Origin of the sequence: Sulfitobacter sp. SK012, assembly GCF_003352085.1 — a bacterium.
Lineage (GTDB): Bacteria > Pseudomonadota > Alphaproteobacteria > Rhodobacterales > Rhodobacteraceae > Sulfitobacter.
This window is the reverse complement of sequence record NZ_CP025804.1, coordinates 2,069,453-2,093,679: the sequence shown is the minus strand read 5'-3', so window position 1 is coordinate 2,093,679 and position 24,227 is coordinate 2,069,453. Positions and strand designations below refer to the sequence as shown.

Below are 24,227 nucleotides of genomic sequence, written 5' to 3'. Positions count from 1 at the left end.
ATCTTCCAAGGAGATGGTCAACGGCGTCCTGGTGCTTGACCCCAGGATCAAGCTTGGTCTACAGCTAAGCTCCTATTTGGTAGGAAAAACCCTTTGACCGTATACCTTGATCATCAAGCGAGCACCCCGATCCTGCCCACAGTTCGGGCCGCAATGCAGCCGTTTTGGGCTGACTTCCATGGCAACCCACACTCATCCGAACATTCCACAGGGTGGACTGCAAACAAGGCTACTGAGTCATCGAGGACCAAAGTGGCCAACTATATTGGAGCCGATCCGGATGAGATCATCTTCACATCCGGCGCTACAGAGGCGAATAATCTTGCGATAAAGGGCCTGTGCATTCCGAAGCAACGGCAAAGTCAACGCAAGACAATCCTAGTTTCGGCGACGGAACATAAGTGCGTATTGGAAAGTGCCGCCTATGTTGCTCAGACAACAGGATGCTCGGTTTTAGAGATTCCGGTCAACGGGAAAGGCCACGTCGACCTCGATAAACTGCGAGACATGCTAAGCGAGGATGTCTTGTTAGTAAGCGTAGCATTAGTCAACAATGAGATCGGAACCGTCCAAGATCTTGCCTCAATATCAGCACTTTGCCGTGATGCGGGCGCAATCCTCCACTCTGATTTCGCGCAGGCACCAAGCGCAGTCGACCTTATGGACTATGCGAATTTGGCCGATATGGTCAGTCTATCGGGGCATAAATTTGGTGGGCCCATGGGTGTTGGCGCGCTCTTTGTGAGTCGTGAATTGAAGGACCACATTGAGCCTTTGTTTCACGGAGGCGGGCAAGAGGGTGGGATGCGGTCCGGTACGTTGCCCCTCCCTTTGTGTGTTGGTATTGGCGCAGCGGCGGAGTTCCATGCCTCGGAGGCCGGAGCTGCCATGAGAGCGCGTGTAGCAAGACTACGAGATCTTTTCGTAAATAAACTGCAATCGAGCCGTGACCATATAAGATTAAATGGCGAAAAGCTCGCCTCCCGTCATCCTGGCAATGCGAATCTAAGGTTCGAAGGACACGATGCCGATGAAATGCTCCAACGATTACAGCCTATCGTTTCAGCTTCGACGGGTTCTGCCTGCTCTTCGGGAATTACGGAACCAAGCTACGTCCTCAGCGCAATCGGTCTTACATCGGATGAAGCGCAAGCCTCCATTCGTTTTAGCTTTGGGCACACCAACACATCGGATGAAGCTCTAACAGCCGCAGAGGCCATAATAGCGGTACTCTAGATCGATCGCCCTTCGATCAGGTAGGATGTGTTAGAAGAACCTTTAGAAAGGTCCAAACCCGAAGGCTGAAACTTGCAAGACAAAAGATCTCCCAAAAATGCGGTTGGAAAAAAGGTGGGCCAAGCAATCTACGTGCACCGGGGCGCGGTTGATTACCTTCAGACGAGCGCAAAGGATAAGCTGAGCGTTGCACTGCAAAGGGTTCCGGAAGACTTCCAATGGTCGGTGTTAAAGATCTCGGGGCAAGACGATCAGACCTTCTCATTTTTGGACTACCAAGAATTCAGCGCCGTGGCTTTTCCAGAGCTGCGGGCAAGCCTACTCGTCCACCTCGCAGAAGAAGGCGCAAAACTGAGAAAATACTCTGACGCAAATCCACCCATTCTCCACAGAAAAGAGCTACTCCTCGCCCCGGATCATCCGCTGAGAGATGAGTTTGCCAAGCTGACGCAGTCCTTAGAGAGCAATGGGCTGTTTAAGAATATGGCAAACAAGGGAACGCGGCGGATTTGGATGGAGACACTTGCTGAAGCCGGACTGACAGTCGAAGGTCCAAACGTGGTGCTTAGTAGCTCAAGGTCAGACGAGCTTCTCGAGGCTAAAACTGATGACATAAGCACCTCAGAAAACAAGAAGATTGAGCGACACAAGACAGCGATCACACGCGCTGCACTCTCTGCGCCAATGTACCTGCTGTTTACTAGTGGGCTTATCCGTCACGATAGCACCGTATTGGACTACGGATGTGGCCAAGGCGATGACATCCGAGCCCTGGAGTCCGATGGGTATGCTGTCGAAGGGTGGGATCCACATTATCGATCAGATCCTAGCTCTCTGAAAAAGAGCCAAGTCACCAATCTCGGGTTTGTACTGAACGTTATCGAAGACCCTGAAGAGCGGGCCGAGGCGCTGAAACGCGCATTCAGCTTGACGGAGGTCTGCCTAGCCGTTTCCGTCATGCTGTACGGCAAAGCTGATCTAAGTGGCGCGCGGCCTTACCGCGACGGATACTTGACGTCCCGAAAGACGTTCCAAAAATATTATACACAGTCCGAACTTAGAGAATTCATCAGCAGTGTTTTAGATGTCGAGCCCTTAGCTGTCGGCCAAGGCATATTTTTGGTCTTTCGGGATGAGTTAGAAGAGCAAAGATATTTGCTAAGGCGTCAAATTGGCTTCAAGGCGCGTGAGTACCGCGCCGTTCCAAAACCAAGTACACCTCAAAAAAGCATCCCAAATAAATCCTCTGAAAAGCTCAGCCAAACAACCATCCGAGACCTTGCTGCTGAGATCAGGGCCTTTGGCCGCCAGCCCGACCTCTCAGAGCTTCCCAAAAGCCTTGCGACAAAGCTTTCGCATTCAAAACAAGGCCTTCAGTATGCGGCAAGTCAAGCAATTGCTGACATAGGTCATGAAGAACTTGAAGAAATCGTTGCCACTAGAACTGAAGATCTAAGCCTCCACTTCGCAATGCACGCATTTTCACAAAGAAAATCGTATGGCTCATTTCCTCCGGAACTGAGGCGCGACATTCGGGCTTTCTTCGGCAGCCACAAGCGAGCGCAGGAATCTGGACAAGAGCTTCTCTATTCCATCGGCAATCAAGACCTGCTCTTAGAAGATGCCGCAGCTGCAGCCACTGCCAGGATCGGACATTTAGAACACGGCAAATTCCAATTTTCCGCTAACAGACTCCAGGACCTGTCCGTCAGGCTTCGAGGGTATGTTGCGCTCGCGGAACGACTGGCTGGTGATCTGTCCGAAACAACTCTGCTAAGAATACACATAAACAGCCGTAAGCTAACTGCCCTGACATATGCCGATTTTGAGACATCATTTCTCCCACGTTTGATGACTCGGGTGAAAGTCGAGTTCGACACTTTTGATGTTTCCATCATCGACCATTCTGCAAACAATGACGTTCGGCTTCTTTATCTAAAATCTCGCTACATGACAGATGCTGATCCTCGACGAGCGGCACAGAAAGCGTTTGATCAGGAAGTCTTGGATCTGAACACTCTTAATTTCAACAATGAAGGACCGAGTTTCCGGGAGTTTGCTCAGACCCTCCTCAAGGCTGGCGTAAAGATTCCTAGCTAGATGAAACACAATTGGGCTTTCGTCGCGTTGGTTGGTAGAATGTAGGCTTGGCCAGAAAGAGACGGGTATTAGACACGCATGTTCGCATTTTACGACCTTGAAACCACGGGGACATCACCCGCTTTCGACCAGCCCCTACAGTTTGCGGCGATCTTGACAGACAACGACCTGAACGAGGCCGAGCGCGTGGATATTCGCTGCAGACTGGCACCGCACATTCTTCCGGCACCATGGGCGCTTGCTGTGACAGGGATCTCGCCAGATCAGTTGGTGGACCCTGACCTTCCATCATGGTTCGAGTTTTCACATCAGATAAGCGACCTGATCAAACGCTGGGCTCCAGCGACATGGGCCGGTTACAACACACTTGCATTTGACGAAGAGTTTCTCAGGCAATCGTTCTATCAAAATCTTCATCCCAATTTATATCAAACCCAGTTTGCCAACAATGACCGCCTCGATCTCATGAAGGTGATCTACGCAGTAAGGGATCGCGAGCCAGACGCCCTCAAATGGCCACTTGATGATCTTGGGCGCGAAAGCTTTAAACTTGATCGCCTCGCTCCCGAAAACGGGTTTGCAAATCATGACGCCCACGATGCCCTCGGCGACGTAGAGGCGACGATCCATATCGCATCAGTCATTCGCAAGCATGCTCCTGCCGTCTGGGATCAATGCTTGTTGAACCGCGACAAGCACGAGGTTGACCGATTGCTACAAAGTGGGCATCCAGTATGCCTGATCGAACGATTTGGCGCGGCACAGCCACGATCCTATTTTGGTGTTTTCGCAGGCACAAACCCGCAGAACAATAACTCCGTTGCATTTCTCGATCTGGACCTTTGCGATGCTTCTATCATCGATGCCAACGATCAAGATCTTGCCAAAGCGGTTGCTGCATCACCCAAGCTGATACGAACGATTGCGATAAACAAAGCCCCGAACGTCTTTCCTGTAGCCAACCCCCGCTCCGCGCATGGCTCGCTTGCCCAGCTAGTTTCTGCGCATCCTGAATTTCATCAACGTGTGGGACAGGCTTTGGCAAATCGCTATGCGGACAAAGAGCCAGCCCAACACGTCGAACAGTTAATCTATGACAGATTCTACAACGCCGGTGACAAACGGGTCCTTGAAGATTTCGAGGTTGCCGACTGGCGTGACCGCGCTCAAATCGTCGCTCAACTAGACGACCTCCGCCTCAAGCAACTGGGTATGCGGCTTATCTTCTCCAACGCCCCGGAGTTCGCACCCAAGAAATACCGATCAGCAGCAAGCGCTGCGATCCGCGACCGCTGGCTGACCAAGGAGCCATCCACGCCATGGACGACAAAGGCCATTGTAGAAAAACAACTCCACGAGATCGTGTGTGGTGAAGTGCTAAACATGGATCAGATTTGTGCACTTCAAGATTTCTACCACGCAAGGATCTCAGAAATTGACATATGAGTTTGCGCCGACGGCCACGGCGTGTCATCTCTCCCACACACTTGCTCCCGTGCTGCGGGCCTATGATCTCAAACACATGATATAAAAACCAAAAGTACTTGCGAGGTGAGCATGAAAAAAGCGAAAGACCTGTTTGAAGCACTAGCAACCAGCCCTCTTGAGATGGCAATGCTTGAGGAAGGGCGTGTCGGTTTTGCGATCCCGGAGTATCAGCGCCAGTATGATTGGGCCGAAGCCAACATCGTAAGGCTCTATTACGATGCGCTAAATGGCTTTGCCCGTACGTCGGAAAGCGGCGATGCCAACGCCTTTACGTTTCTTGGCACGCTGATCCTCGTTAAAGAGGAGAACAAGGAAGAGGATTTTGGCGGCCTTTCCTTTGCCGTCGTAGACGGGCAGCAGCGCTTGACTACCTTGTCATTGTTTGCCTGCGCTATCAGCGAAGCATTGCGCCGCCAACTTGAACGGACAGACTTTCCATCCTCCGTTGACGCCACTCTGAAGAAATGGCTCGAAGAGGAATTGAGCGAACGACTCTATGCGCTCTATGAGTGTGCTGTCGGATCGCAACGCATTTCGCCGAAGAACACCTTCCCGTTCCCCCGAATAGTCCGGCAGGAGGATTCGCGCGGACGAAGCAAGCCCACGTCGGATTATAAGTCCGCCATAGCACGATTTCTTGACGGATTTGCCGAATATGTTGACAGTGAAAAAACTGAATATGTTCCTCCGTCGCTCGGAAGCGGTACCGATGCCGAGAAACTTGCGGGCAACTACCAGCTCATCCGCCGTCTTATTGGCAATCTAAACGATGCGGATTGGTACGAGGATACCGAATGTGAGCAGTTCGACATATCATGGATACAGCGGGCGCAGTGCCGTACTCTATTCGATAGATTTTTTGACTTCATAAAGAATGACAGCGACCGAAACCGGGCGCTCGATACGATCCTCAAGCATCAAGAACTTCATTGCCTGACGCGGACGCTCCTGTTCGCATCCTACTTTTGCAATTGCATTGTGCTTACACGCGTAACAACACACGACGAATCTGCGGCCTTCGATATTTTTGATGCTCTCAATACGACCGGCGAGCCTCTCACAGCACTCGAAACCCTAAAGCCCCGTGTCATAAACTATGAAAAAAAACAGCATGGCTATGCCGGAACACCTTCAGAAAGTGCGTTTGCCACGATAGATGGCAATCTGGATCAACGCTTTTCGGATACGGCAAAGAAACAAGCCGAGACCAAGGACTTGATCGTTACCTTCGCGCTTTATCTCGAAGGCAGAAAACTCTCGAAAGACCTTGCAGCACAGCGTAACTTCTTGCGCCAGAGTTACGACAATGCTGCAAAGAACAGCCCGAGCTCCGCGCGCCAATTCGTGCAGGCGCTTGCGGACGCCACGCAGTTCCGACGCTACTACTGGGAGAGCGGCGGCGTCGAGGAACTCGGCAGGTTTCACCGGAGCGAAACGGTGGACGAGGTGCAGCTCCTCTCCTCATTCATTGCTGATATGAAGACCAGCCTCGCGCTTCCCATACTCTCGCGGTACTGGACGGATGATCTGAAACATAGCGGCGAAGATCGCTTCGTTGAGGTTCTCAGGGCTGTAGCCGCATTCCTTGTGCTACGGCGCGCGGCGACCGGCGGCACGGCAGGGATCGATAGTGATTTCAGGGCTATAATGGCCCCCAAATTCGGCCGCGGATCAAGCCGCAAATTCGGCCTCTGTGCGGGCGTCGACCATACGAACGACCTTCTCTCACCAGACGAACTCAAAGAGGCCTTCAAGGCCCTTCTGACGCACAAACTGAAGACGCTTACGAAGGAGAGCTGGGTAGGGATGGCGGCGGCAAACCCGCTTTACCAACAATCCCGGGAACTCGTCAGGTTCATGATTCTGACGGCAGCGCATCAGGCCATTCCGTCGGAGACCACACCCGGCATCTGGAAAACGGACGGCGTAAAGGCGAGCGTCCATACTAACAACTTCTGCAACTACGCAACCTGGCATGGCAATCACTACGCCACCGTCGAGCACATCGCTCCGGAAACAGTCCCGAAGCATGGGTGGGACAACGGCCTCTATAAAGATAGCATTCTAAGACACACTCTTGGCAACCTCGTGCTACTGCCAGCAAAAGAGAACTCTGCAATCGGAAGCGACAGCTGGGAGAAGAAGAAGAAGTTCTATCTTGCGCTGACTGAATCATCGGTGGCTGATCAGGATAGGCGTATTGAAGAGGCAAAGGCGGCAGGGATCAGCTTCTCGCAGAACACGGCCAAACTCCTACAAGAAGGCACGCGGCTTTCCCTTCTTGATCCGCTCCGCAACGTCGAATTATGGAATGAAGATGTTGTCTCGGCCCGCGGCAGGAATACTGCCGAACTATGTTGGGAGCATGTCTGGCCTTGGCTCAACAAATAGTCTTTGATCAGTAATTGGCACATGAGCTTACATCGACGGCCACGGCGCGTCATCTCTACCGCCCCTGACCTCTGGTGTGGGTCTTGGCTCACCAAAAGCGCCGTAGTGAATTGGCCCCAATCACAAGAACGGTAGAGCGCTTTTTGCCATTGAGCCAAAGCTTGACTCAAAAATCCAGATCACAACACACGCCTGGATTGATGTAGAATTTTTCACACTTTGCCATCTTAGCTTTAATCGGCATATACTTGAAATTCATATGGAAAACCAATAAACAGCTAAGTTTGCCCGCCTTGGAGAAAAGCCAGGGCGGGCAAACCCGCCCCGGCGGGACCGTCAATCAGTGACCGGATCTTCATCGCGACGCGGGAACCTTGTTGTGATCGAGAACAAGCTCGATGACAGCGGGCGTGATGTGACCTGGCAAGCGCTGAAATACACAGCCTATGTCTCAGGCCTGACCAAGACCCAAATCGTCGACATCTACCAACAGTACCTCGACCGCTATGCCGGCGGTGGCAACCCGCCCAGGCGTACTGATCACTCTGTGACCGGATCATCGACGCGGCGCGGGAAGGCGACCATTTCGACGTCAGGGAACATGCTGTGTTTGACGTTGATCGACGTGATGATGCCGGCGTCATCGGTGTTGACGAAGAGGACGCCGCAGCGGTCCCAGAAGTTTTTTCCATCTTTTTCTCCGGATTTGACGTTCAGTTTCAGAGTTTGAGTAGCCATTGTTTGATCCTAACTTTGAGTGTTTCGATGAACATTACCAAAGCGGGCACCAAGGGGATGTCAGCGAGAAAACTGCCTCGAGAGGAAGGCGCTGGCGCAGGGGAATTTTCTTGTTGAAGCGGGGCTTGTCCCGCGTCTGACACGGCTGCCCGCTTATGTTCAGCAATCAGAAACACAGCGTTGAGGATCCGAACTTGGCAAAGTGCACCAAACCTGAATGTAAAACCTTGCTGAAGATGGAGGAAGTGAAAGCCCTGCAGTTTGGATGACACCTTCAAATATGACCTACCGGCCATAAACTTCATTTATGATCTACGGATCATATGCACGTGCCGTTGCGAGAAGCGAACGATTTCCTATGAGTGAACCGCCGCTCACGCCGATTTACAGCAATTCTATGAACTGATGCAGCGTCTCGGCAGTCTGAAATAGTTTTCGAGCTTTGATCCGCTGGAACGGCAAAGGCGCTGGTCTTGCAACTGATGATTGGAAGGGCGGTGGTCGGCATCCCGGTGAGGAACCAGAGGATCCCGGAAATCGCGCGCTGCGACGTGCGCTTACGAGGTCGTAAGAGGGCTGTGAGGACATCCGAATGTCTGAGGTGGCAGCTCAAGGGGCGGATAATCGGCGCGATTCGCAGTGGGCTGCCTCGGCGATGACATAAATGTCTATAATAATGTCCATATAGTCAACCATTATATAATTTTCCTGAACGAAACGGAGCTTTGACGGAAGAATATGGTCATGAGATGCCATCTATTAATATACTATTTTGTCATGTTACCAATTAGTAAGACAACACAGGGAACATACAGATGGCATTCGATGCAAAGCTCCTCCGAACGAAACTCAAGGAAGCAGGTAAGACCCAAGCGGCCCTTGCCAAAGAGGTTAATACAGACAAACGCACCATGAGCCGATGGGTCAGCGGTGAGAATCCACCCTCGGATAAAAATCTAACGGCGCTTGCGAACGCGTTGGGTTGCACGCCGGAAGAATTCGACCCAATCTTTACAGGCGAGGGTGAGGTCGCCATTTATGCTCGCGTGTCCATCGCGGCGCACAATGCCTATGAACTGATGGAACTCCGTTACGGTGTTTCCCAGAAGGACATCATGGAGTTGGCCCCGGTCTTGTTCTCGATCGTCGCGGGCCATGCCCTGCGGGTCCCCAGTGAGGATGACGCGCAAGCCGCACGTCTTGGTCTGATTGACGCGAGACAAGGAAGTCCAGAAGCTCAAGACGCTTGGGGGATTGATGACCGAGCCAGCCGGAACAAAAAGTGTTTCGGTTTGAAAGGAGAGTATTCTCGCAATCTCTTTTATGTGGCGATCCAGCGGTTATGCCACGACATCCAAGAAAACGTGAACGCAGAGCACCTTGCAAAGCCCGCCCCAGGAAAGGCGCCATCAGCCGTAGGCTTCATTCCTGACTTGGACGGGCTCGTCGAGCTGACTGGCGGGGACAACGAGCTTGCAGAAGCTCTAATCAAAGGTCACGTCCGTCTTTCGAAATGCCTCGAAGATCACAGAGCCAGTGAGGACCAAGGCGCCGAATCCTTTATTCGCGTGCTGCGCAAAGAGTTGGCGAGAGTTGATGATCAATACAACAAAGAGGTTTCGAAAAATCGCGATGCAGGCCTTGTGAAGCTCAAGGCTTGGCGCGCCTTTTATGCGAACCGCTATCCCGATCTCGCACAGGAATATGACCAGATCGCCGAGAAACACTGTTATAAGGAAGGCTGGTATCCGTCATATTATGACGAGGAGCTTCAAAAGCTTTGCTGGATAGAACCTTATTTGGAGGACCGGCATATCAACAAAGAAACGCTGCCCGAGTATCAGGCAAAGAAGATTGAATCTCCGAAGAAGCTTCACCTTCCGATGACCGACCCGATCTATCAGCGATTTCACCAATTGGAGGCCCATCGCCGGAAGGCTAAAGCAGGGTTCGAGGAGGGCGGGCAATGAACCAGCTATTCCATCAAAACACCTTCTCGCTCAGCAAACATGCCGTTACCCGTATCGCGCAGCGCGGAATCCTAGACCGAAGCTTGGACATTCTTTTGATCCACGGATCCCGATCCGACGCTGGCGGTGGTTGCGAAAGGTATCGCCTTCTGGACCGCACCGTGAAGCAGCTCAAAACAGAAGGTTATGACGCTCGAGCCCTCAAATCTGCCACGAAGTTACGTGCAATTGTGAGCGCCGATGGTGCCGTCGTGACCTGCTACCGAGGAAACCCTGAAGGAAGGAGAAGCTTTGGCAGAAAACGGGTGCGCCACAACGGAGATAGTTGGCGCAGGGCACAAAGGAGCCGAGATCATGATCTATTCCAAAATTGAAGACACGGTTGCCGACGAAGCCGATGTTCTAAACCTCAAAGAATTCGGCGAAGGTCCTGAGAGCATGATGAGGTCAGTAAGCTTCGAGCTACAAAATTCATTAGAAAGCAGAGGTTGACATGAACATAGATATTATAGCATCGAAAAAGTTACATCACTCACATACGCAGTATAGGGCCGACGTTGAGGGGTTTACCTTACTTCGCTTGACCTGTGGATCGAGCTACGGACTGAGTGGCGGAGCCATCAAAACCGCAACGGTCGGTGATGATCGGGGCGTGCCCGTTTATCCGGATCAGGGAGCCCTGATCTCGGCGATGAAAGTAGCTCTCGTCAAGTTCGCCGGTTCCGATCGTGATTTGGAAATCAGGCAAGATGGCGTTGGCCGACCGTTCGCAGAAATCACAGGGAAGGGTTCAGAGGACAGTTGCATTAGCTCTCTGGCGATGCTCGCAGAAGACATGGGTGCCACGCTAAATCTCGACACGAATAATGACATGCGCGAACTCTATAACGACATTTGCCACACGAATGGTGAGCCGATGTATCTCTCGGATGGCGTTTATCTAGAGCCGGATGGTGAACTGCTTGAGCGTTGACAACGACTAAGAAAAGCCATTTTTCGAGGCTAACTAAACTCTCATTCCTGTTTTCTAAACAAGAGGTTGTAATATGGGCGACTTTCAAGACGTATTCGGTGCTGGTGCAGACGCGGACGATATCATCGACGGTTATTCGCGCGAGTATGAACGCTCAAGCCGGAGTGAAAAGGCGAATTGGAATGGCGCATCTTCAGATGTTGGTTCCAAAGAACAGAGGCACAATGACAGCTGGTCATCTGCGATGGCCGCAAAGGGATATACGCAGGGCCCACATTTCAGTTCATACGATGAGCTTTCGGCGTGGGACAGTTCGAACGCCCGCTCGCATGTTCGCAGCCGCAACGATCAAGGTTACCAAATTTATTTCACTGACGGGCAACCGCAGGGTGGATCAGAAAGCAAAGTGGCACCCGACAGTAGGAAACCAACACCTTCGACTGACGATGACATACCGTTTTGATAGGTCGCTACGCCAGTAGGACTTCACGAGTGCGCCTAAATTTTGTCAAAACTCCATGAAACTGTCTCGCCAGAACCAATGGCTGGATATTTCAATGACGCAACATTCATTAACTCATCTCAAGAGTTCAAAAACAGGAATGCCCTTGGCTATAGTGCAAAACACTACACGTGTCGTCGATCCGCCGATCGACCAACACGAGTTTCTCCGGCAGCCGATGACGCGCGGCGAAAAGTTAGTCTTCCAACTATTTGATCGTTTACTCTCTCCCGAGTGGGAAATCTATGTTCAGCCCCATCTAAATGGGCTGAGACCCGATTTTGTTATTTTGAATCCTAATGTTGGAATTGGTGTTTACGAGGTCAAGGATTGGAACCTTGATGCGATGAAATACCATGTAGAAGGGTATCCAAGCGGGTATCAAGAATTGCGCGCAACGCACCGTGGAGAAACATTCACGGTTGAAAATCCATTCGAAAAAATCAGGCGTTACAAAGACGAAATATACAATATTTACTGCCCACGCCTCCGGCAGAAGGCAGGCTACGGAGCAATCACAGCTGGTGTTATTTTCCCCTTTGCCGACGCTGCACGTATCATGGAGCTCCAGAGGCCTTTCCTGAATGAGAAGGAGCAGAAGAAAGCCAAGACTTATTGGCCTGTGGCTGGGGAAAGTGAGATAAAAACGGATGACATTAACGCAATCTTGCCACTTCTGAACCGCGAGGCGAACGCGCCGCAGTTGATGTTCCCTGCCCTTGCTGCCGATCTGCGCAGCTGGTTAGTTGAGCCGGACTTTGCACGTGAACAGCGCCGACCGTTGGAGCTTGATCGAAACCAACGTAACCTTGCGGAAACCCGAACCAAGAGTGGCCTGCGCCGTATCAAGGGGCCAGCAGGATCCGGAAAATCTTTGGTATTGGCTGCCCGCGCGGCCAGTCTGATAAATGAGGGAAAGGAGGTGCTGATTGTCACCTTCAATATGACGCTGTGGCATTACCTACGCGATCTAGTTGTGCGAGACGTCAAGAGCGCGGGCAACAGCAGTCAATTGACCTTTCGACATTTTCATAAATGGTGTGGAGAAGTCTGTTGCGACGAGGAATATAATACAGGGTATGCGGATGACTATGCTGAGATCATGAAGCCTATCGCCAAGATAAAGGCTATGGAGCTGGGTGCGCTTGAAGAAGCACGGATGCTCCGCCCTATCTTGCCGGCCATCCTAAATGACAAGGTGCCCGCACTCGCAACCCTAGCCGCAAAGCACCCGAATGCGAAACGCTATGATGCCATTCTAGTTGATGAAGGTCAGGACTACCTCCCCCACTGGTGGAATGCGTTGCGCAACGCACTTCGTGATAACGGGGAAATGCTTCTGGTCGCCGATGCCACGCAAGACGTTTACGGCACTGCTAAAAGCTGGACGGATTTATCCATGAAAGGTGCAGGTTTTGAAGGAGGTAGCTGGGCTACGCTGGACGTCAGTTACCGTTTACCGCCTGACGCCCATCCTGTTGTAAGGGATTTTGCCGACCGCTTTTTGCCCATCGAGACATGCGACATTCCGGATCCAGATCAGCAGGATATGGACTTTTTCCCATGCGACTTACGTTGGATACAGTGTGATGAACAGGACGCGATGCGGCAATGCGTGAACGCTATTTTGGCCATGATGCGGCAAACTGGGAAAGCCGGATTGGCCAATGCAGACATCACATTTCTGACCGACAATATAGATTTCGGCAAAGAGGTGGTGGATGAACTTGAAACTTACAGGGTCCGCAGTGCCCATACCTTCGCCAGAGAAAAAGCCGAACAAAATCGTCGAAAGATGGCTTTCTTTATGGGGGATGCCCGGGTCAAGGCTACCACGCTTCACAGTTTCAAAGGTTGGGAAGCCCGCCTGTTGGTTATTCATATCGGTCATGCAACTGGGCAAACAGATCTTGCCTCAATCTATGCGGCCTTGACGCGTTTGAGGCGAAGTCAGGAAGGTAGTCACCTCACCGTTGTATGCACCGCGCCGAAACTTGCCGATTTCGGCGCGGGCTGGCCTGTGCATGAGGACGCCTCAACAGGTTTCACGGGATCATAAGCATTATTCACAAAAATGTGGCTACGAGACGACTTAGAAATAAGGTGTTCGTAGGGCTCTGAATCGCCCCGGTTTAACCGGAGACCTTTAGCTTCATTTCACGCGACCATATCGAGCACGTCGCGCTGTGCATAGAAGTTCTGTTCAGCCTCCGCTGGCGGTATGCTCGTCCAGCGTACTCTCGTCGCCTGCCGCAAGGTCAGGGACATGTTCTTTGCCAACCAGGTCTTCCAACTCGGCGCGCAAGGTTTCGCGCTCCAGGTCATTACGGAAAGGATCCGTGGTCGGGTCAGCGGTCAGAAACATGACATTGAGGGTCGGGCTTTGGCTGCAGCAGACTGAGCTGCCTCGCAAAACCTGCACCGAAACAGCAGAATAGTTCTTCGTTGGTTAGGTTATGCCACCCGACGCAGCGCCGAAGGCCATTCCATCTCATAAGCGGCAATCCCGGCGTGCAGAGCTGCCTCACGCACCGCTGCTGATATGCGCTCGGCGATCAGCACGCCTTCCAGCTTGCCGAACGCAAATGCGTCTTTCTGACCGAGTGCCAGCAGATAGTCCTCAACCTGCCGCACAGCATCGATATTGGCTTCGGCCCGCTTGATCTCGATCACAAGCCAATCACCCAATTTTGGATCCTGCGCAAGCACATCAATCCGGCGGGAATTCAATCCACCGTCCACTGGGTATTCGTCCTGCACGATGACGTGACGCCTAGCGAACGGAGTTTCCGCCCAATGGTTCAAGATCGCCCGTTGAATTTCGTATTCCGTGGCAAATCCAGCATGGCTACGCTCAGTGCGACCCAGATCGAGAACCTGATGCTCAAACTCGCGCAAAGCCGCAAGGGTTGGCAAAACATGCTCACGCGCGACAACCAGATGCCCCGCCCCTTTGTTACGTTTCTCAAACGTGAATGGTAGCCCGAGCTTCACAAATTGCTCGTGATATTTTCCGTTGAACACCCCATGCCCAAACTCACCACTAACCGGTCGAAACGTATCTATGGCCAACGCCCATTGCTGATGCTCTGACGGTGAGAACGCCAGATAGACCACGCCGCGCCGGTTTGGCCAGCGCGCATTGCGGCGCGGGTGATCCGTGCGGATCATCCAGTTCAGACCCGCCACCATTGCCGCTTCCACAAGCTCGATAACGGGTGCAGACAGGCACCAATTGCGCGCGACATAAGCCTCCGTGCCTTGCTGAACGAGAAGGCCTTCCTCTATCTCCTCCAACAGAATCCCATTTGGAAGTTCAAGCTTGGTCATTCCGTGCGGTCCCCCTTGTGAATCATAAGGGATGCCGTTCGCTGCCTGACGCCGTCTGCAATGGTTTGAGCCAAGTCTTCAGGGAAATTCGTGGGCATACCCGAAACCGTTTTCTCAATGGCAAGCTCAATTCGTTCTGCGGCATCCGCCAACACTTCCTCCGCCAGCGTAACACCATACCCCGCCCCCTTTGCCACCTGCAGAAAGTGGCGCGGCACCACCTCATTAATCCGATAGTGCCCGTCCACTGACATGGCGAGGCGCATCCGGTTCTGGCGGATTTGACCGTCATCAACGGCCTTCTGGGCGCTCAGCACATCATAGAGCGGAGTCATACGGAAACCTCCGGGGCATACTCAGATCATAAAACTAAATTATGATCCTTAGATCATACGTCAAATACCCTAACTTCTGGCTGTTTACGCTATAGCGTAAATTGGAGAAGTTTGCGCTGTAGCGTAAATTTGACACCGCTATGCTACCTCACGCTTTCATCCCTGCCGCACGGACCTGATCTGCCGCTATCAACAGCTCATTGACTTTCAGAAAAACATACCCTATTTTCTGACAAGGAGTTCAAGCATGATTACGTCGAATATCAAGCAACGCATCATCGGAAAAGGACGCGGGGCAATCTTTGCACCGGCTGACTTTCTTGATATCGGGTCCCGCGCAAGCGTGGACCAAGCTTTGTCGCGTCTGTCCGATCAGGGCGTGATCCGACGGCTCACACGGGGGCTATACGACTACCCAAAGAAGAGCCCTCGCTTCGGATTTCTGTCGCCATCCACAGATGATATCGCAAAGGCAGTTGCCCGTAAGGACGGTCAGATTCTGCAACCCTCGCCATCAATGGCCGCCAACCGGTTGGGCCTTTCAACTCAGGTGCCTTCCAAGCCTACCTACATGACAGACGGCCCTACGCGGACCAAAAAAGTTGGACGGCAAGTCATCCAATTCCGGAACGCGTCCTCCAAGACGCTCGTCGGCGCAGGCCATAAAACCGGGGTTGTCTTCCAGGCATTGCGTTATATTGGCAAGGATCGTGTAGACAGCCAAATAATCGACCAGCTTGCTCGCACACTGAATGACAAGGACCGGATGCTACTGGCAAAGCAAAGCAGGCATGTCCCAGCTTGGATGCACCCGATCGTGCAGCAGATTGTTGCGCACGTATGAGCATAGAACAGTGCGCCAGATATGATCCGCCAACCATTTCTTTATTCAGTTCTCTTGAAATCGTGCAGAAGAAACAAATGCTTGAGAGCGAAAGGCGGCCTCCAGGACAATACATCGTCTAAGTCAGCTCAAAGCAGCTCTAGAAATTGATGTAGAGTTTCAGCAGTTTGAAATAGTTTTCGAGCTTTGATCCGTTGCAGCAATGCTTCTGCATCCATTTCAGGGTTTCTGAACCGGGCGCGCATTTTTCGCAGTGCGGCTACCGCAGCGAGTGGATCGAGCTCGATTGCATCAGAAATAAACTCATCAGCAGAAATGGCATCTATGTCAAATGGACCAAGGATGTCGTTTGGAAAATCCTTGAGGTTTTCTGTCACTATCACTTGCGCAGAAGTGGTTATAGCCGCGGCCAAAACGTGCCGGTCATCCGGGTCGGGGAGCTCCAAACTGGCTTCAAGAGAGGCATACCCGTCGACACAAGACTCTGGAAATGCGCGCTCCATAGCAGAACGCTGCTTGACTGTGTCAGCCCCACCTTTCGTGATTTTGGCGATTGCACCGGCAGTCTCGTCCATAATCTTGTCGCTCCACCGAGGCCGGAAAAATCCAGCCTCAGCCAATGACAGAATTATGTTTCTACGCATCGCGCAGGCCAGAACATTTGCGTCAATCAATGCCGTGAAACGGTCGGCATAGTCACTCATAAAAGATCGCTCTCCATGTCCATCGCCGCTAGGTCAGACAGCGCATCAGAGCGGTCTGTGTCGCGTTTCTTTTTGTATTCAAAAAGATCAGCAGCTTTCACACGGCGGTGCCTTCCGGTCTTGAAGAATGCAATTTCCCTGTCTTCCAGAAGTTTCACGAGATGCGGACGCGAAACATTCAACAAGTCAGCTGCTTGCTGGGTCGTCAGCTCCGCATCAACAGGGATCATCCGGAACCCTCTACCGCTTGAAACCAGCCGCAACAATTCCATCAAGGATGCGGCCAGAGCTGGAGCCAGCGTCACTGGTTCGATCTGCTTTCCGCCAAGAGCCAGACGCAGCTCCACTGCCTCATCACCGTTCACCTGCGAGGCAAGAATTCGGCGAAGACTGTCAGCATTTTCAATTTCGACCTGATCGGGTAAACGCTCTGCGAACGCTTCTTTTGCTTGCATCATCATGGGTTCTCTCCTTTTCACGCGGCGGGATCTTGCGTCCTATTCGCAATAATCAAAATAAACGAAATAAACGTAAATGCAACCAGTACCTCGTTCACAAGATGAAGAGCCCACGAAACAAGCTAACGCGTTCATTGCCTGACAAGCCCCCGTTTCCAAGCAAAACGGAGCCAGAGCCGCACCAAACCTCCGGTCACGCCTGCAGCCCCGCCGCACGCACTTGCTCAGGCGTCACCAGCTTTAACACGATCAAGTCCTCGATCTGCCGGTTGGTGATATGGCGGCAAAGGGGATGGCGCTCGTGAATCCACTCGACGAGGCTGGCGCGACCTTTGGCTTCGGCTTCACGTGCCTTCTCGCGGTCGGCCCATATCAGGGCAAGCCTCTTCTCCCATCGACGCATCTTGAACCAGTTATCTGAGAAACAGACCTTGCTCCGCGTGTAGCCCTCACCCTCCTTCGCATAGGCTTTGACCGCCTCCAGCAAGTCATCGGGCTTCACCCCGGCCTTCACCGCCCCTGCGATCAGACAAAGACTGGTCCGCCGGTTTCGGATCCTGTCCTCGGGATAGGCCGCCAAGATCTTCGCAGATTCAGGATCTTCAACCTCCTCCGTCGCCTCGCGCCTGCGCGTAGGTGGTTTATGGATGGTTTTAGGATGGTTTGGGGTCCACCGTGAACCCCGTACCCCGGCCACCGTGGACCCCGTACCGGGTTCAGGCTGGACGGGGTTCACAGTGACCCCCGTCACGATATCGGGTTCCGCAGTGGTTTCCATCGAAGCCACGCGTTCGAGGACAATGCGGTAAATGACCGTGTAACCATTCTGGCATTGCCGCTGCCCCGTCTCGATCAAGATACCCTCCCGTAGGAAGTCGATGATCGTGCGCTTCACTGTGCTCTCGCTAAGCTCTGTGTGGCGTTGGATCGTGCCTTTGGAGCACCAGATGCCCGAGCCGTCATCGCTCGCCTTGTCAGCCAGGAACATGATGATCTGCTTGCGCGCGGCACTGCCAAAGCGACGCTCTGCGCATTCATTTGCAACACGCCAACTCATAATCGCACCGCCAATCGGCTTGAGGTCAGGCCGAAATTCGCGTAATCATGAGATAGGAAAAATTCTTCTTTGCCGTTGAGGTGGGTGGCCGCCCCCTCAGCGGTTTTTCTTTGCCTTTTGACCTGCGAAAAACCGTTTACCTCGGCCTCGTAACCCATTGAAAAGTGACCGTGAACGAAACAAGTCCGTTTACAATTTTTCCCTATTAAATCAGAGAAATTTTCCGGATTGCAAATCCGTGCACAGGAGTTCGATTCTCCTACTCGCCTCCAGTGCTAACCCCCCACGGGGTAACGAAAAACTTAACCAGCACGGTGACGATTATTTCCCGGCTTCCAACTGTCCTCGGACGGGAGCGAATATGTCGTCACTTAAACTGGCCTTGGCCGAATATCGAGCCGATCACCTTGAAAACTTGAAGCACGGGACGGAGCGATACCGTCAACTGGAACGCGTTTTCGCGCATCTGGAAGACTACGAGCAGATCACCCAAAGGGAATTGACGCTGGTTTTGCGGCAATGGACGGGTGCGACTTACAATCGCTACGTCGCCGCTCTCATCCACTTTTTCCGGTGGTCCCGCCACATGGACTACACCGAATTACGCCCTGAGTTCATGCGTAAGCGTGAAGCCAGCCGCGATGACGTGCTATCGATGGAGCAGCTAGGCTCTATATAACCGCCAGGCGGATGATTTCGGGGGACGTCTTAAAGTAGCGAAAAGGGGAGCGTTTTGTCATCCGGCGATGGCTAAGTCGTCGCCCTGCCCGCCTCAACCAGTTTTCTTTTGACAGTGCCGTCACTCGGACTAAACACACCGGCTTCAAGGTTTCTGATCTGGGGAAGATTAACATATGAGGCGAGACTTTGGCGATCACGTGGCTAAGCGCGGATTGAAAGGGCTGTCTAGATAGCGCTTGTCCAAGATCAGAAACTAGAAGTCCAGCTTCAGTGGTTTCAATTTTCCAACGACCGTTTTCAACTCGTCAAGTACCCGGCCACCACCTGCAAAAGCTTGTAGGATGTTGCAGCATCATTTTCGACCACGGCGAGAAAATCTTCGGCACTAATGCGCAAGCAGCTAAGATCAGTGGTCGCCAGCATGTCCAATGCGCGCGGTACATTACGGATCAACCCCAGTTCGCCGACCAGCATGCCCGGACCGACCGCCGATACCACCCTGCTCTCGCCGTCAGCTTGCGGCATCAGCAAATCTGCTTCGCCTTCAATAATTAGATAGGCACCACTGGTGGGCTGGTCGTTCTGATGAAAGACATATTCACCCCGCTGAGCTGAATACCACCGTGCGCCAAAAGCAAGCAACCGCAGCTGTTTACGGTCCAATCCATTGAACAGGTCTGTTTGCTCCAAAGCTCTCATCTTACGAGCTTGATCAACGCTGATTGCGCTGTCTTCTTCGCTGGTAATGTCGTCAGATTCAGCGGAAATTCGACCTTGCTTCAACTCAAGTTGCAGATCGAAGCTGCTTGGGTCGGCAAACGAACGTTCAAGGCAAATCATAGTCGCCTCTGGAAGCAGCTTTCGCAGACGCCCATACATGTCTTGCCTGACCGAAGCTTCATGACTGCTCAGGACTGAATCTAGGATCAGAACATCTGGGCACTTGATCATCGCACGGCTGACCGCGAGTGGCTCGGCAATCTGAGCAGGCAAGTTTAGCCCACCCAATGCGATCGGCATGTCGAAAATCAAACTCAGAACTAAGCTTTCCAAGCCCTCCTGGCGCAGAACGTTCCCGACCACCAAGCGCAGTTCATCGCCTTTTCGGCCTGCCCCCTCCGAAACTCTACCAAAGAGGGCATTTTCTAGCACGCTCAGCCCCGCAACCGGCTGGTCCGCGACCAAGGGCACAAAAAGGTCCCGCATGCTGGCCCTCAGCGCGTCACCATGACCGTGCCGCATTTGCAGGACGCGATCAATGATTTCAGGCGGAAAGGCAGGCCCAATCTTCTCGGCAGAGATGGCAAAGGGCACGATCAGCAACTGGGCCTTTTCAATGGCTGTCAGCGTGCTTCGATCTTTTTGTCTAGCGATCAGAGAAATTGCGGCTTCATAAGTCCCGGCGTCCAGACCCAACTTTCGGAAAAGCGGATGGTCTGTGCCGTCGAAACCGAAAGTCTGGCGTAGCATCTCGACAATATCAACGGCCAGCTGCAATAGGTCATCTTCGAGTGTCAGTTCCGCCAAAAGATCCAGGAATTTGGTCTGCTCGGCCAGCACATCAGCAGTGATCGGACGACGAGGTGCGCCAAAGAGCAGGTTGTCAATGACCGGAAACGCCGGATTATAGGTGGCCGGGTGGATAACCCAAGCGTGATCATTCAAGCCACTTGCGGTCAGGGCCTTTGCGACCTCGGGGCGCAAATCTACCAGCGCCTGCGCAAGCCGGTCTTGTATTTCGGGATCGATACGCAAATCCAAACCACGCCGGAACAGCACATCGGCACTGCCCATACCTTGAACCAGATCAAACCACCAATTGCGCAACTGGTCTGCATCTGAAACTCTGGCAGCAGCCATATCCAACCAGTCGGCATCCAACGGCTCAGTACTGTTACCCGCGCGCGCACTTTCGCGGATGGTGTCAGTCTGCGTAATAATTCCTTTGGGTTGATACTTCAGCGGCATTAGTATGTTTTCACCTAAGGTACCAAAAAACAGGGCCGGTCTTGATGTGGCGTGCCCAATGCGGGCGGCAACGGTCGCCTGGTGCAACCTAGACAAATCGTGACCTGCAATTAGGACCTTGCCGGAGCTGGGTGTTAGCTCGCGCGTCAACAATGCGCACAGTGCCCGGCGGTCTTCATCATTCGGTGCGGTGATCGCCACAGAACTTCCGGCAGGCAGGGTCACGGTGATTTTGTCTAGCACCGCGTTCCCGTCATCATCGCGCACCGAAACATCCTTCAGCTCGATATCACCTGCAAGGCTGGGGATCTCATCGGGAGTTTCATTAAAAAGTGTTGCCTCGATCATGCCGGGTGGGGCAAATCGTTCCGTAATCGCTTGCCACCGAAGCGACATGTCCTGATATTGCGTGTAGTAGGCCAGCAGTTCCTTCCAAGGCGAACTCAGATCCTTGTAGGCCGCGAGAGCCGCAACAAGCGCGCCGAACGTGATTTCGCCCTTGATCACCAGATAACCACCGACCGCATAAAAGAAGAACGGCGTCAGTTGCGTGATGAAATTATTGGCAAATTTCATGAAGAACTTCTTTTGAAAAATCTCAAACCGTATGGAGTAGAGCCGCCCCAAACGATCCGAGATCATCGCCATGCGGTAACGCCATCCACCATGGGTTCGCAGCGCGGTAGAGCCGGCAGCCCCTTCGCCAATTTCCGCGGCCAAAGCCCGCAACTGCACCACGCGCTTCTTATTCAAAAGATTGATCTGCCGTTGCAGTTTTGGAATGATCCACGCCTGAATTGGTATTAGGGCACAGGCCGCCAACCCGAATGTGACACTTTGAACAAACAGGAAACCCAATATCGTTATCATCTGCCCGGCTTGCAGCACAGGTTGGGCCACTGCATCGCCCATCAACCCGCCAAGGGGCTCAGATTCTGATGTCACCATCGATACCAGTTCACCCTGGCTGGTACGTTCGAAATAGGGGGCGGGAAACCGCAGAATACGGGCAATCAGCGTAAAACGGAAGCGGCGCAGCAGCCGCTCGGCAAGTACGCCCTTCATTGTGTTGATCCGCATCTTCATCAGCCCGTGCACCAACACAGCCAAAAGGAAAATCCCGCACAGAGCCATCAGATAGGTGACCTGTGGCAAGGCGACTCCAAAGAAGGCTACCGTCTCACCGTCGGAACCAATGGCATCATTGATAATGCGTTTAGGCAGCTCAAGCGTGAGATACAGCAATGGGAACAGCGTAATAGTCACCAAAAGCAATAGTAGCTGATCGCGCCGGGAATATTTCCAGATAAAGGCAAAAAGCGAGCGTTCGATTTTGTGGGTCCTAACGGATAACGATCAGTTAAAGGCCGCAAGCTCAGATTTAGCAGAATCCGAGTGCTCTAATCAAATGATTTGCGCAAAGCCCGGATCGCGTGACGTTCAAAAAAGGAGGTCCGACGGCTTTGTCGAATTAACACAGATGAACGAAATATGTTGCCGAACCCGCAGATCAAGCGGCCACAATCTCAAACCATTCAGCAAATGCTCTGGCGCAGGATTGAAGGAGAGTTCGGCGAGACACCAGGGGCGCGCTGGAAATTGCATTGATTTCAGATGACATCGTGAACAGACAGAACTTGCTACATTGATCCGGATGACTTGACCTTCCGGGTCGTAGTTCTCGCCAACGCTTTGGCCCCCTCTTATCTTATAATCTGGGCCGTTCCTGTGTGAAACTGGAGCAACTGCTCGGCACCCACTGGGCGATCGTGCAAAATAACCGTGTCCGTTTCGTTTAAGTGCCCGTCAATGACGGGTGAAGCGGTTGTCGGTATTGAGCTGAAGCGCGGATCTCCAAAGTGCGGTCTTTACTTAGACACGGTTAATAACCCGGCAGCCGATCAGAAAATGTTCCTCTATCAGCCCAGCCCAGCAAAGTGGCCGAAGGTCATGGAAATAAAGACTGTGAAGCGCAAGATTAGCCCCGCTTTCATCGCTATCAGCTGGGCCATACAAGAATTCACACAGCTTGCCCCGGTGATCCTTTCTCTGCCGCAAGATTAAGAACGTTCAGAAAGATATCCCAGTTTCCAAGTGGGTTGGCTCCTATTCTGGCATAAGTTGAATGGTTCGCTTCAAGCAGAGACCTCTGCATAACTCATGGATTCCCCTGATGGTCTAACATTGCTATATTGAAGTCATGCAAAAGCCTTTTGCTACACAAGCCGAACTCTTCATTACCTGCGCTGATGATGAGCATACGAGCCTGCAAGGGCTGGGTGGTGCAGAGGCGGTTCTGGACTGGGGCTAAGCCAGTGATCGGATCATAAATGCGCCAAGTGCAATCCCATTGTACGGGCTTTGCAATACGCCTGTTTCTCCGCGATAACGCCGCGAACTCCGCCGCGGGGATTTCTGACATCGCCATCCTGTCGCGGGATCAGGTGAACATCGCAATGAAAGATAGTTTCATCCGGCGGATGCGCCTGAGTTGAAGCAGGTTTCCGTTTCATCGGTCTGCCAAATAGCTAAAAAATGCTATGAGCATCCTAATCAAGCTTCTCTGTACCTTTCGGACCGGGAAATGGCCCAAGACAACTAGCGCGGTGAGAAGCTTGGAAGACGTGGTTATAGAGTTGTGCCACCCATTGTTTCCCTTCCATCGTCTGCTCTAAGTGCCCAAGTGCGGGGCCGATGAGCGGTTGGACCTGTTGCCAAAAGAAATTCGGAAACTGTTCCATCAAATCCATTGCTGTAGCGTACCCAAGCTCTTCAGCGAACCCGGTTTCATTAAACTCATGGTATAGTTGACCAATCTTCCGATGGTAAAACGGGTCGGCCATTTGGCCAATCAGATCGGCAGCCCGCACAAGAGCCGGCTCGCTTTCGGTTTCACGATACGCGGATTCATCCGGAGGAGGAAAACGAGTGTAATCGATGGCTCGAGCAATTCGTTCTTCGTCGATAAGGCTGGATTGCGCGAAGCGCTGGCGGGCATAAATCTTGCCGCGGTCAATGTGGTATGGAGCCAGAAAAGCGTCTGACGTACCACGAGGCGGGCAAACTCGGTCACCCGCCTCGTTCACAACGACCTCATTGTCCGAATCTCCCTGACAGATATCGCGGCAGTAACCAATGTCATGGACGAGCAGCGCCACCATAAAGTGCAGCCAGTCTTCAGGTTGTACGGCTTTGGTCACCAACTGGCCTCGTATGATCTGCTGGCCAACCAAAGTGACCATCATAGTATGCTCTGCATTATGATAAAGAGCATCTGAATTACCTTGGCGCTCGAGCATCATTCTGGCACAACCGCGGAGAAAGGCTGCGTATTCGACCTTTCGGCCCGAGAAATACTGTAAGTAAGTTTCGGCTAGATGGTCACCAAATTGAGCGGCTACTACGGCAGTTGGGTTAAACATCGTCGCATCCCTTATGAGTCAAGACGTTTT

The 24,227-nt window shown here is 52.5% G+C and carries 22 protein-coding genes; 13 read left to right on the top strand and 9 right to left on the bottom strand.

Annotated elements, in window-relative coordinates; translation table 11 throughout:
* Positions 1-93: 93 nt before the first annotated feature.
* The 4 genes from C1J03_RS10120 (at position 94) to C1J03_RS10105 (ending at position 7,215) form a co-directional block, all read left to right on the top strand.
* Entirely contained in the window at positions 94-1,236 is a 1,143-nt protein-coding gene (locus C1J03_RS10120; protein ID WP_114886164.1) for a cysteine desulfurase family protein, read from the top strand.
* A gap of 72 nt (positions 1,237-1,308) precedes the next feature.
* The gene (locus tag C1J03_RS10115) at positions 1,309-3,336 is read left to right on the top strand and encodes a DNA phosphorothioation-associated putative methyltransferase (RefSeq protein ID WP_162798497.1); all 2,028 of its coding nucleotides are present in this window, start codon (positions 1,309-1,311) and stop codon (positions 3,334-3,336) included.
* Positions 3,337-3,414: 78 nt separating this feature from the next.
* Positions 3,415-4,782, top strand: coding sequence for an exonuclease domain-containing protein (locus C1J03_RS10110; protein ID WP_114886160.1), 1,368 nt, complete (start codon positions 3,415-3,417; stop codon positions 4,780-4,782).
* Positions 4,783-4,893: 111 nt separating this feature from the next.
* Complete coding sequence (locus tag C1J03_RS10105) at positions 4,894-7,215, top strand: DUF262 domain-containing protein (protein WP_114886158.1); 2,322 nt, start codon at positions 4,894-4,896, stop codon at positions 7,213-7,215.
* 540 nt (positions 7,216-7,755) lie between these two features.
* On the opposite strand, the gene C1J03_RS25310 is transcribed toward C1J03_RS10105, so the two are convergent.
* Positions 7,756-7,953: a hypothetical protein gene (locus C1J03_RS25310; protein WP_162798496.1), complete on the bottom strand. Its 198-nt coding sequence runs from the start codon at positions 7,951-7,953 to the stop codon at positions 7,756-7,758.
* A gap of 815 nt (positions 7,954-8,768) precedes the next feature.
* Here C1J03_RS25310 and C1J03_RS10090 point away from each other — a divergent pair.
* From C1J03_RS10090 to C1J03_RS10070, 5 genes are all read left to right on the top strand, one after another.
* Positions 8,769-9,923, top strand: coding sequence for a helix-turn-helix domain-containing protein (locus tag C1J03_RS10090; protein ID WP_114886152.1), 1,155 nt, complete (start codon positions 8,769-8,771; stop codon positions 9,921-9,923).
* Positions 9,924-10,277: 354 nt separating this feature from the next.
* Positions 10,278-10,415, top strand: coding sequence for a hypothetical protein (locus C1J03_RS10085; protein ID WP_162798495.1), 138 nt, complete (start codon positions 10,278-10,280; stop codon positions 10,413-10,415).
* A gap of 1 nt (position 10,416) precedes the next feature.
* Entirely contained in the window at positions 10,417-10,896 is a 480-nt protein-coding gene (locus C1J03_RS10080) for a hypothetical protein (protein ID WP_114886148.1), read from the top strand.
* Positions 10,897-10,969: 73 nt separating this feature from the next.
* A complete protein-coding gene (locus C1J03_RS10075; RefSeq protein ID WP_114886146.1) occupies positions 10,970-11,359 on the top strand; it encodes a hypothetical protein in 390 nt (129 codons plus the stop codon).
* 55 nt (positions 11,360-11,414) lie between these two features.
* Entirely contained in the window at positions 11,415-13,457 is a 2,043-nt protein-coding gene (locus C1J03_RS10070; protein WP_254694237.1) for a UvrD-helicase domain-containing protein, read from the top strand.
* A gap of 144 nt (positions 13,458-13,601) precedes the next feature.
* On the opposite strand, the gene C1J03_RS25305 is transcribed toward C1J03_RS10070, so the two are convergent.
* From C1J03_RS25305 to C1J03_RS10060, 3 genes are all read right to left on the bottom strand, one after another.
* Positions 13,602-13,763 (bottom strand): hypothetical protein, encoded by a 162-nt coding sequence (locus tag C1J03_RS25305; RefSeq protein ID WP_162798409.1) that lies wholly within the window; start codon positions 13,761-13,763, stop codon positions 13,602-13,604.
* Between the two features lie 89 nt (positions 13,764-13,852).
* Positions 13,853-14,728: an endonuclease NucS domain-containing protein gene (locus C1J03_RS10065; protein ID WP_114886144.1), complete on the bottom strand. Its 876-nt coding sequence runs from the start codon at positions 14,726-14,728 to the stop codon at positions 13,853-13,855.
* On the bottom strand, positions 14,725-15,063 hold the full coding sequence (locus tag C1J03_RS10060) for a HipA domain-containing protein (RefSeq protein ID WP_114886141.1): 339 nt from the start codon (positions 15,061-15,063) through the stop codon (positions 14,725-14,727). Before C1J03_RS10060 ends, C1J03_RS10065 begins: the two co-directional genes overlap by 4 nt.
* A 247-nt stretch (positions 15,064-15,310) precedes the next feature.
* On the opposite strand from C1J03_RS10060, the gene C1J03_RS10055 reads away from it, so the two are divergent.
* A complete protein-coding gene (locus tag C1J03_RS10055; RefSeq protein ID WP_114886139.1) occupies positions 15,311-15,907 on the top strand; it encodes a DUF6088 family protein in 597 nt (198 codons plus the stop codon).
* Positions 15,908-16,035: 128 nt separating this feature from the next.
* On the opposite strand, the gene C1J03_RS10050 is transcribed toward C1J03_RS10055, so the two are convergent.
* The 3 genes from C1J03_RS10050 to C1J03_RS10040 all read right to left on the bottom strand — a co-directional run bounded on the left by C1J03_RS10050 (position 16,036) and on the right by C1J03_RS10040 (position 18,126).
* The gene (locus C1J03_RS10050; RefSeq protein ID WP_114886137.1) at positions 16,036-16,611 is read right to left on the bottom strand and encodes a PIN domain-containing protein; all 576 of its coding nucleotides are present in this window, start codon (positions 16,609-16,611) and stop codon (positions 16,036-16,038) included.
* Positions 16,608-17,072 (bottom strand): helix-turn-helix domain-containing protein, encoded by a 465-nt coding sequence (locus tag C1J03_RS10045; RefSeq protein ID WP_114886135.1) that lies wholly within the window; start codon positions 17,070-17,072, stop codon positions 16,608-16,610. Before C1J03_RS10045 ends, C1J03_RS10050 begins: the two co-directional genes overlap by 4 nt.
* Positions 17,073-17,262: 190 nt before the next feature.
* Positions 17,263-18,126, bottom strand: a complete 864-nt coding sequence (locus C1J03_RS10040; RefSeq protein ID WP_114886133.1) for a hypothetical protein — start codon at positions 18,124-18,126, stop codon at positions 17,263-17,265.
* 361 nt (positions 18,127-18,487) lie between these two features.
* Between C1J03_RS10040 and C1J03_RS10035 the strand changes: the two genes are divergently transcribed.
* Positions 18,488-18,805 (top strand): hypothetical protein, encoded by a 318-nt coding sequence (locus C1J03_RS10035; RefSeq protein WP_114886131.1) that lies wholly within the window; start codon positions 18,488-18,490, stop codon positions 18,803-18,805.
* 299 nt (positions 18,806-19,104) lie between these two features.
* Here C1J03_RS10035 and C1J03_RS10030 read toward each other — a convergent pair whose 3' ends face one another.
* A complete protein-coding gene (locus C1J03_RS10030; RefSeq protein WP_441351136.1) occupies positions 19,105-22,083 on the bottom strand; it encodes an ABC transporter transmembrane domain-containing protein in 2,979 nt (992 codons plus the stop codon).
* A 501-nt stretch (positions 22,084-22,584) separates the two neighbouring features.
* On the opposite strand from C1J03_RS10030, the gene C1J03_RS10025 reads away from it, so the two are divergent.
* Both C1J03_RS10025 and C1J03_RS25300 read left to right on the top strand, forming a co-directional pair.
* A complete protein-coding gene (locus C1J03_RS10025) occupies positions 22,585-22,839 on the top strand; it encodes a hypothetical protein (protein WP_114886129.1) in 255 nt (84 codons plus the stop codon).
* Positions 22,840-23,105: 266 nt separating this feature from the next.
* Positions 23,106-23,270: a hypothetical protein gene (locus C1J03_RS25300; RefSeq protein ID WP_162798494.1), complete on the top strand. Its 165-nt coding sequence runs from the start codon at positions 23,106-23,108 to the stop codon at positions 23,268-23,270.
* A gap of 54 nt (positions 23,271-23,324) precedes the next feature.
* Here the strand turns inward: C1J03_RS25300 and C1J03_RS10010 are convergent, their stop codons facing one another.
* On the bottom strand, positions 23,325-24,197 hold the full coding sequence (locus C1J03_RS10010; protein WP_114886125.1) for a metal-dependent phosphohydrolase: 873 nt from the start codon (positions 24,195-24,197) through the stop codon (positions 23,325-23,327).
* Positions 24,198-24,227: the final 30 nt, after the last annotated feature.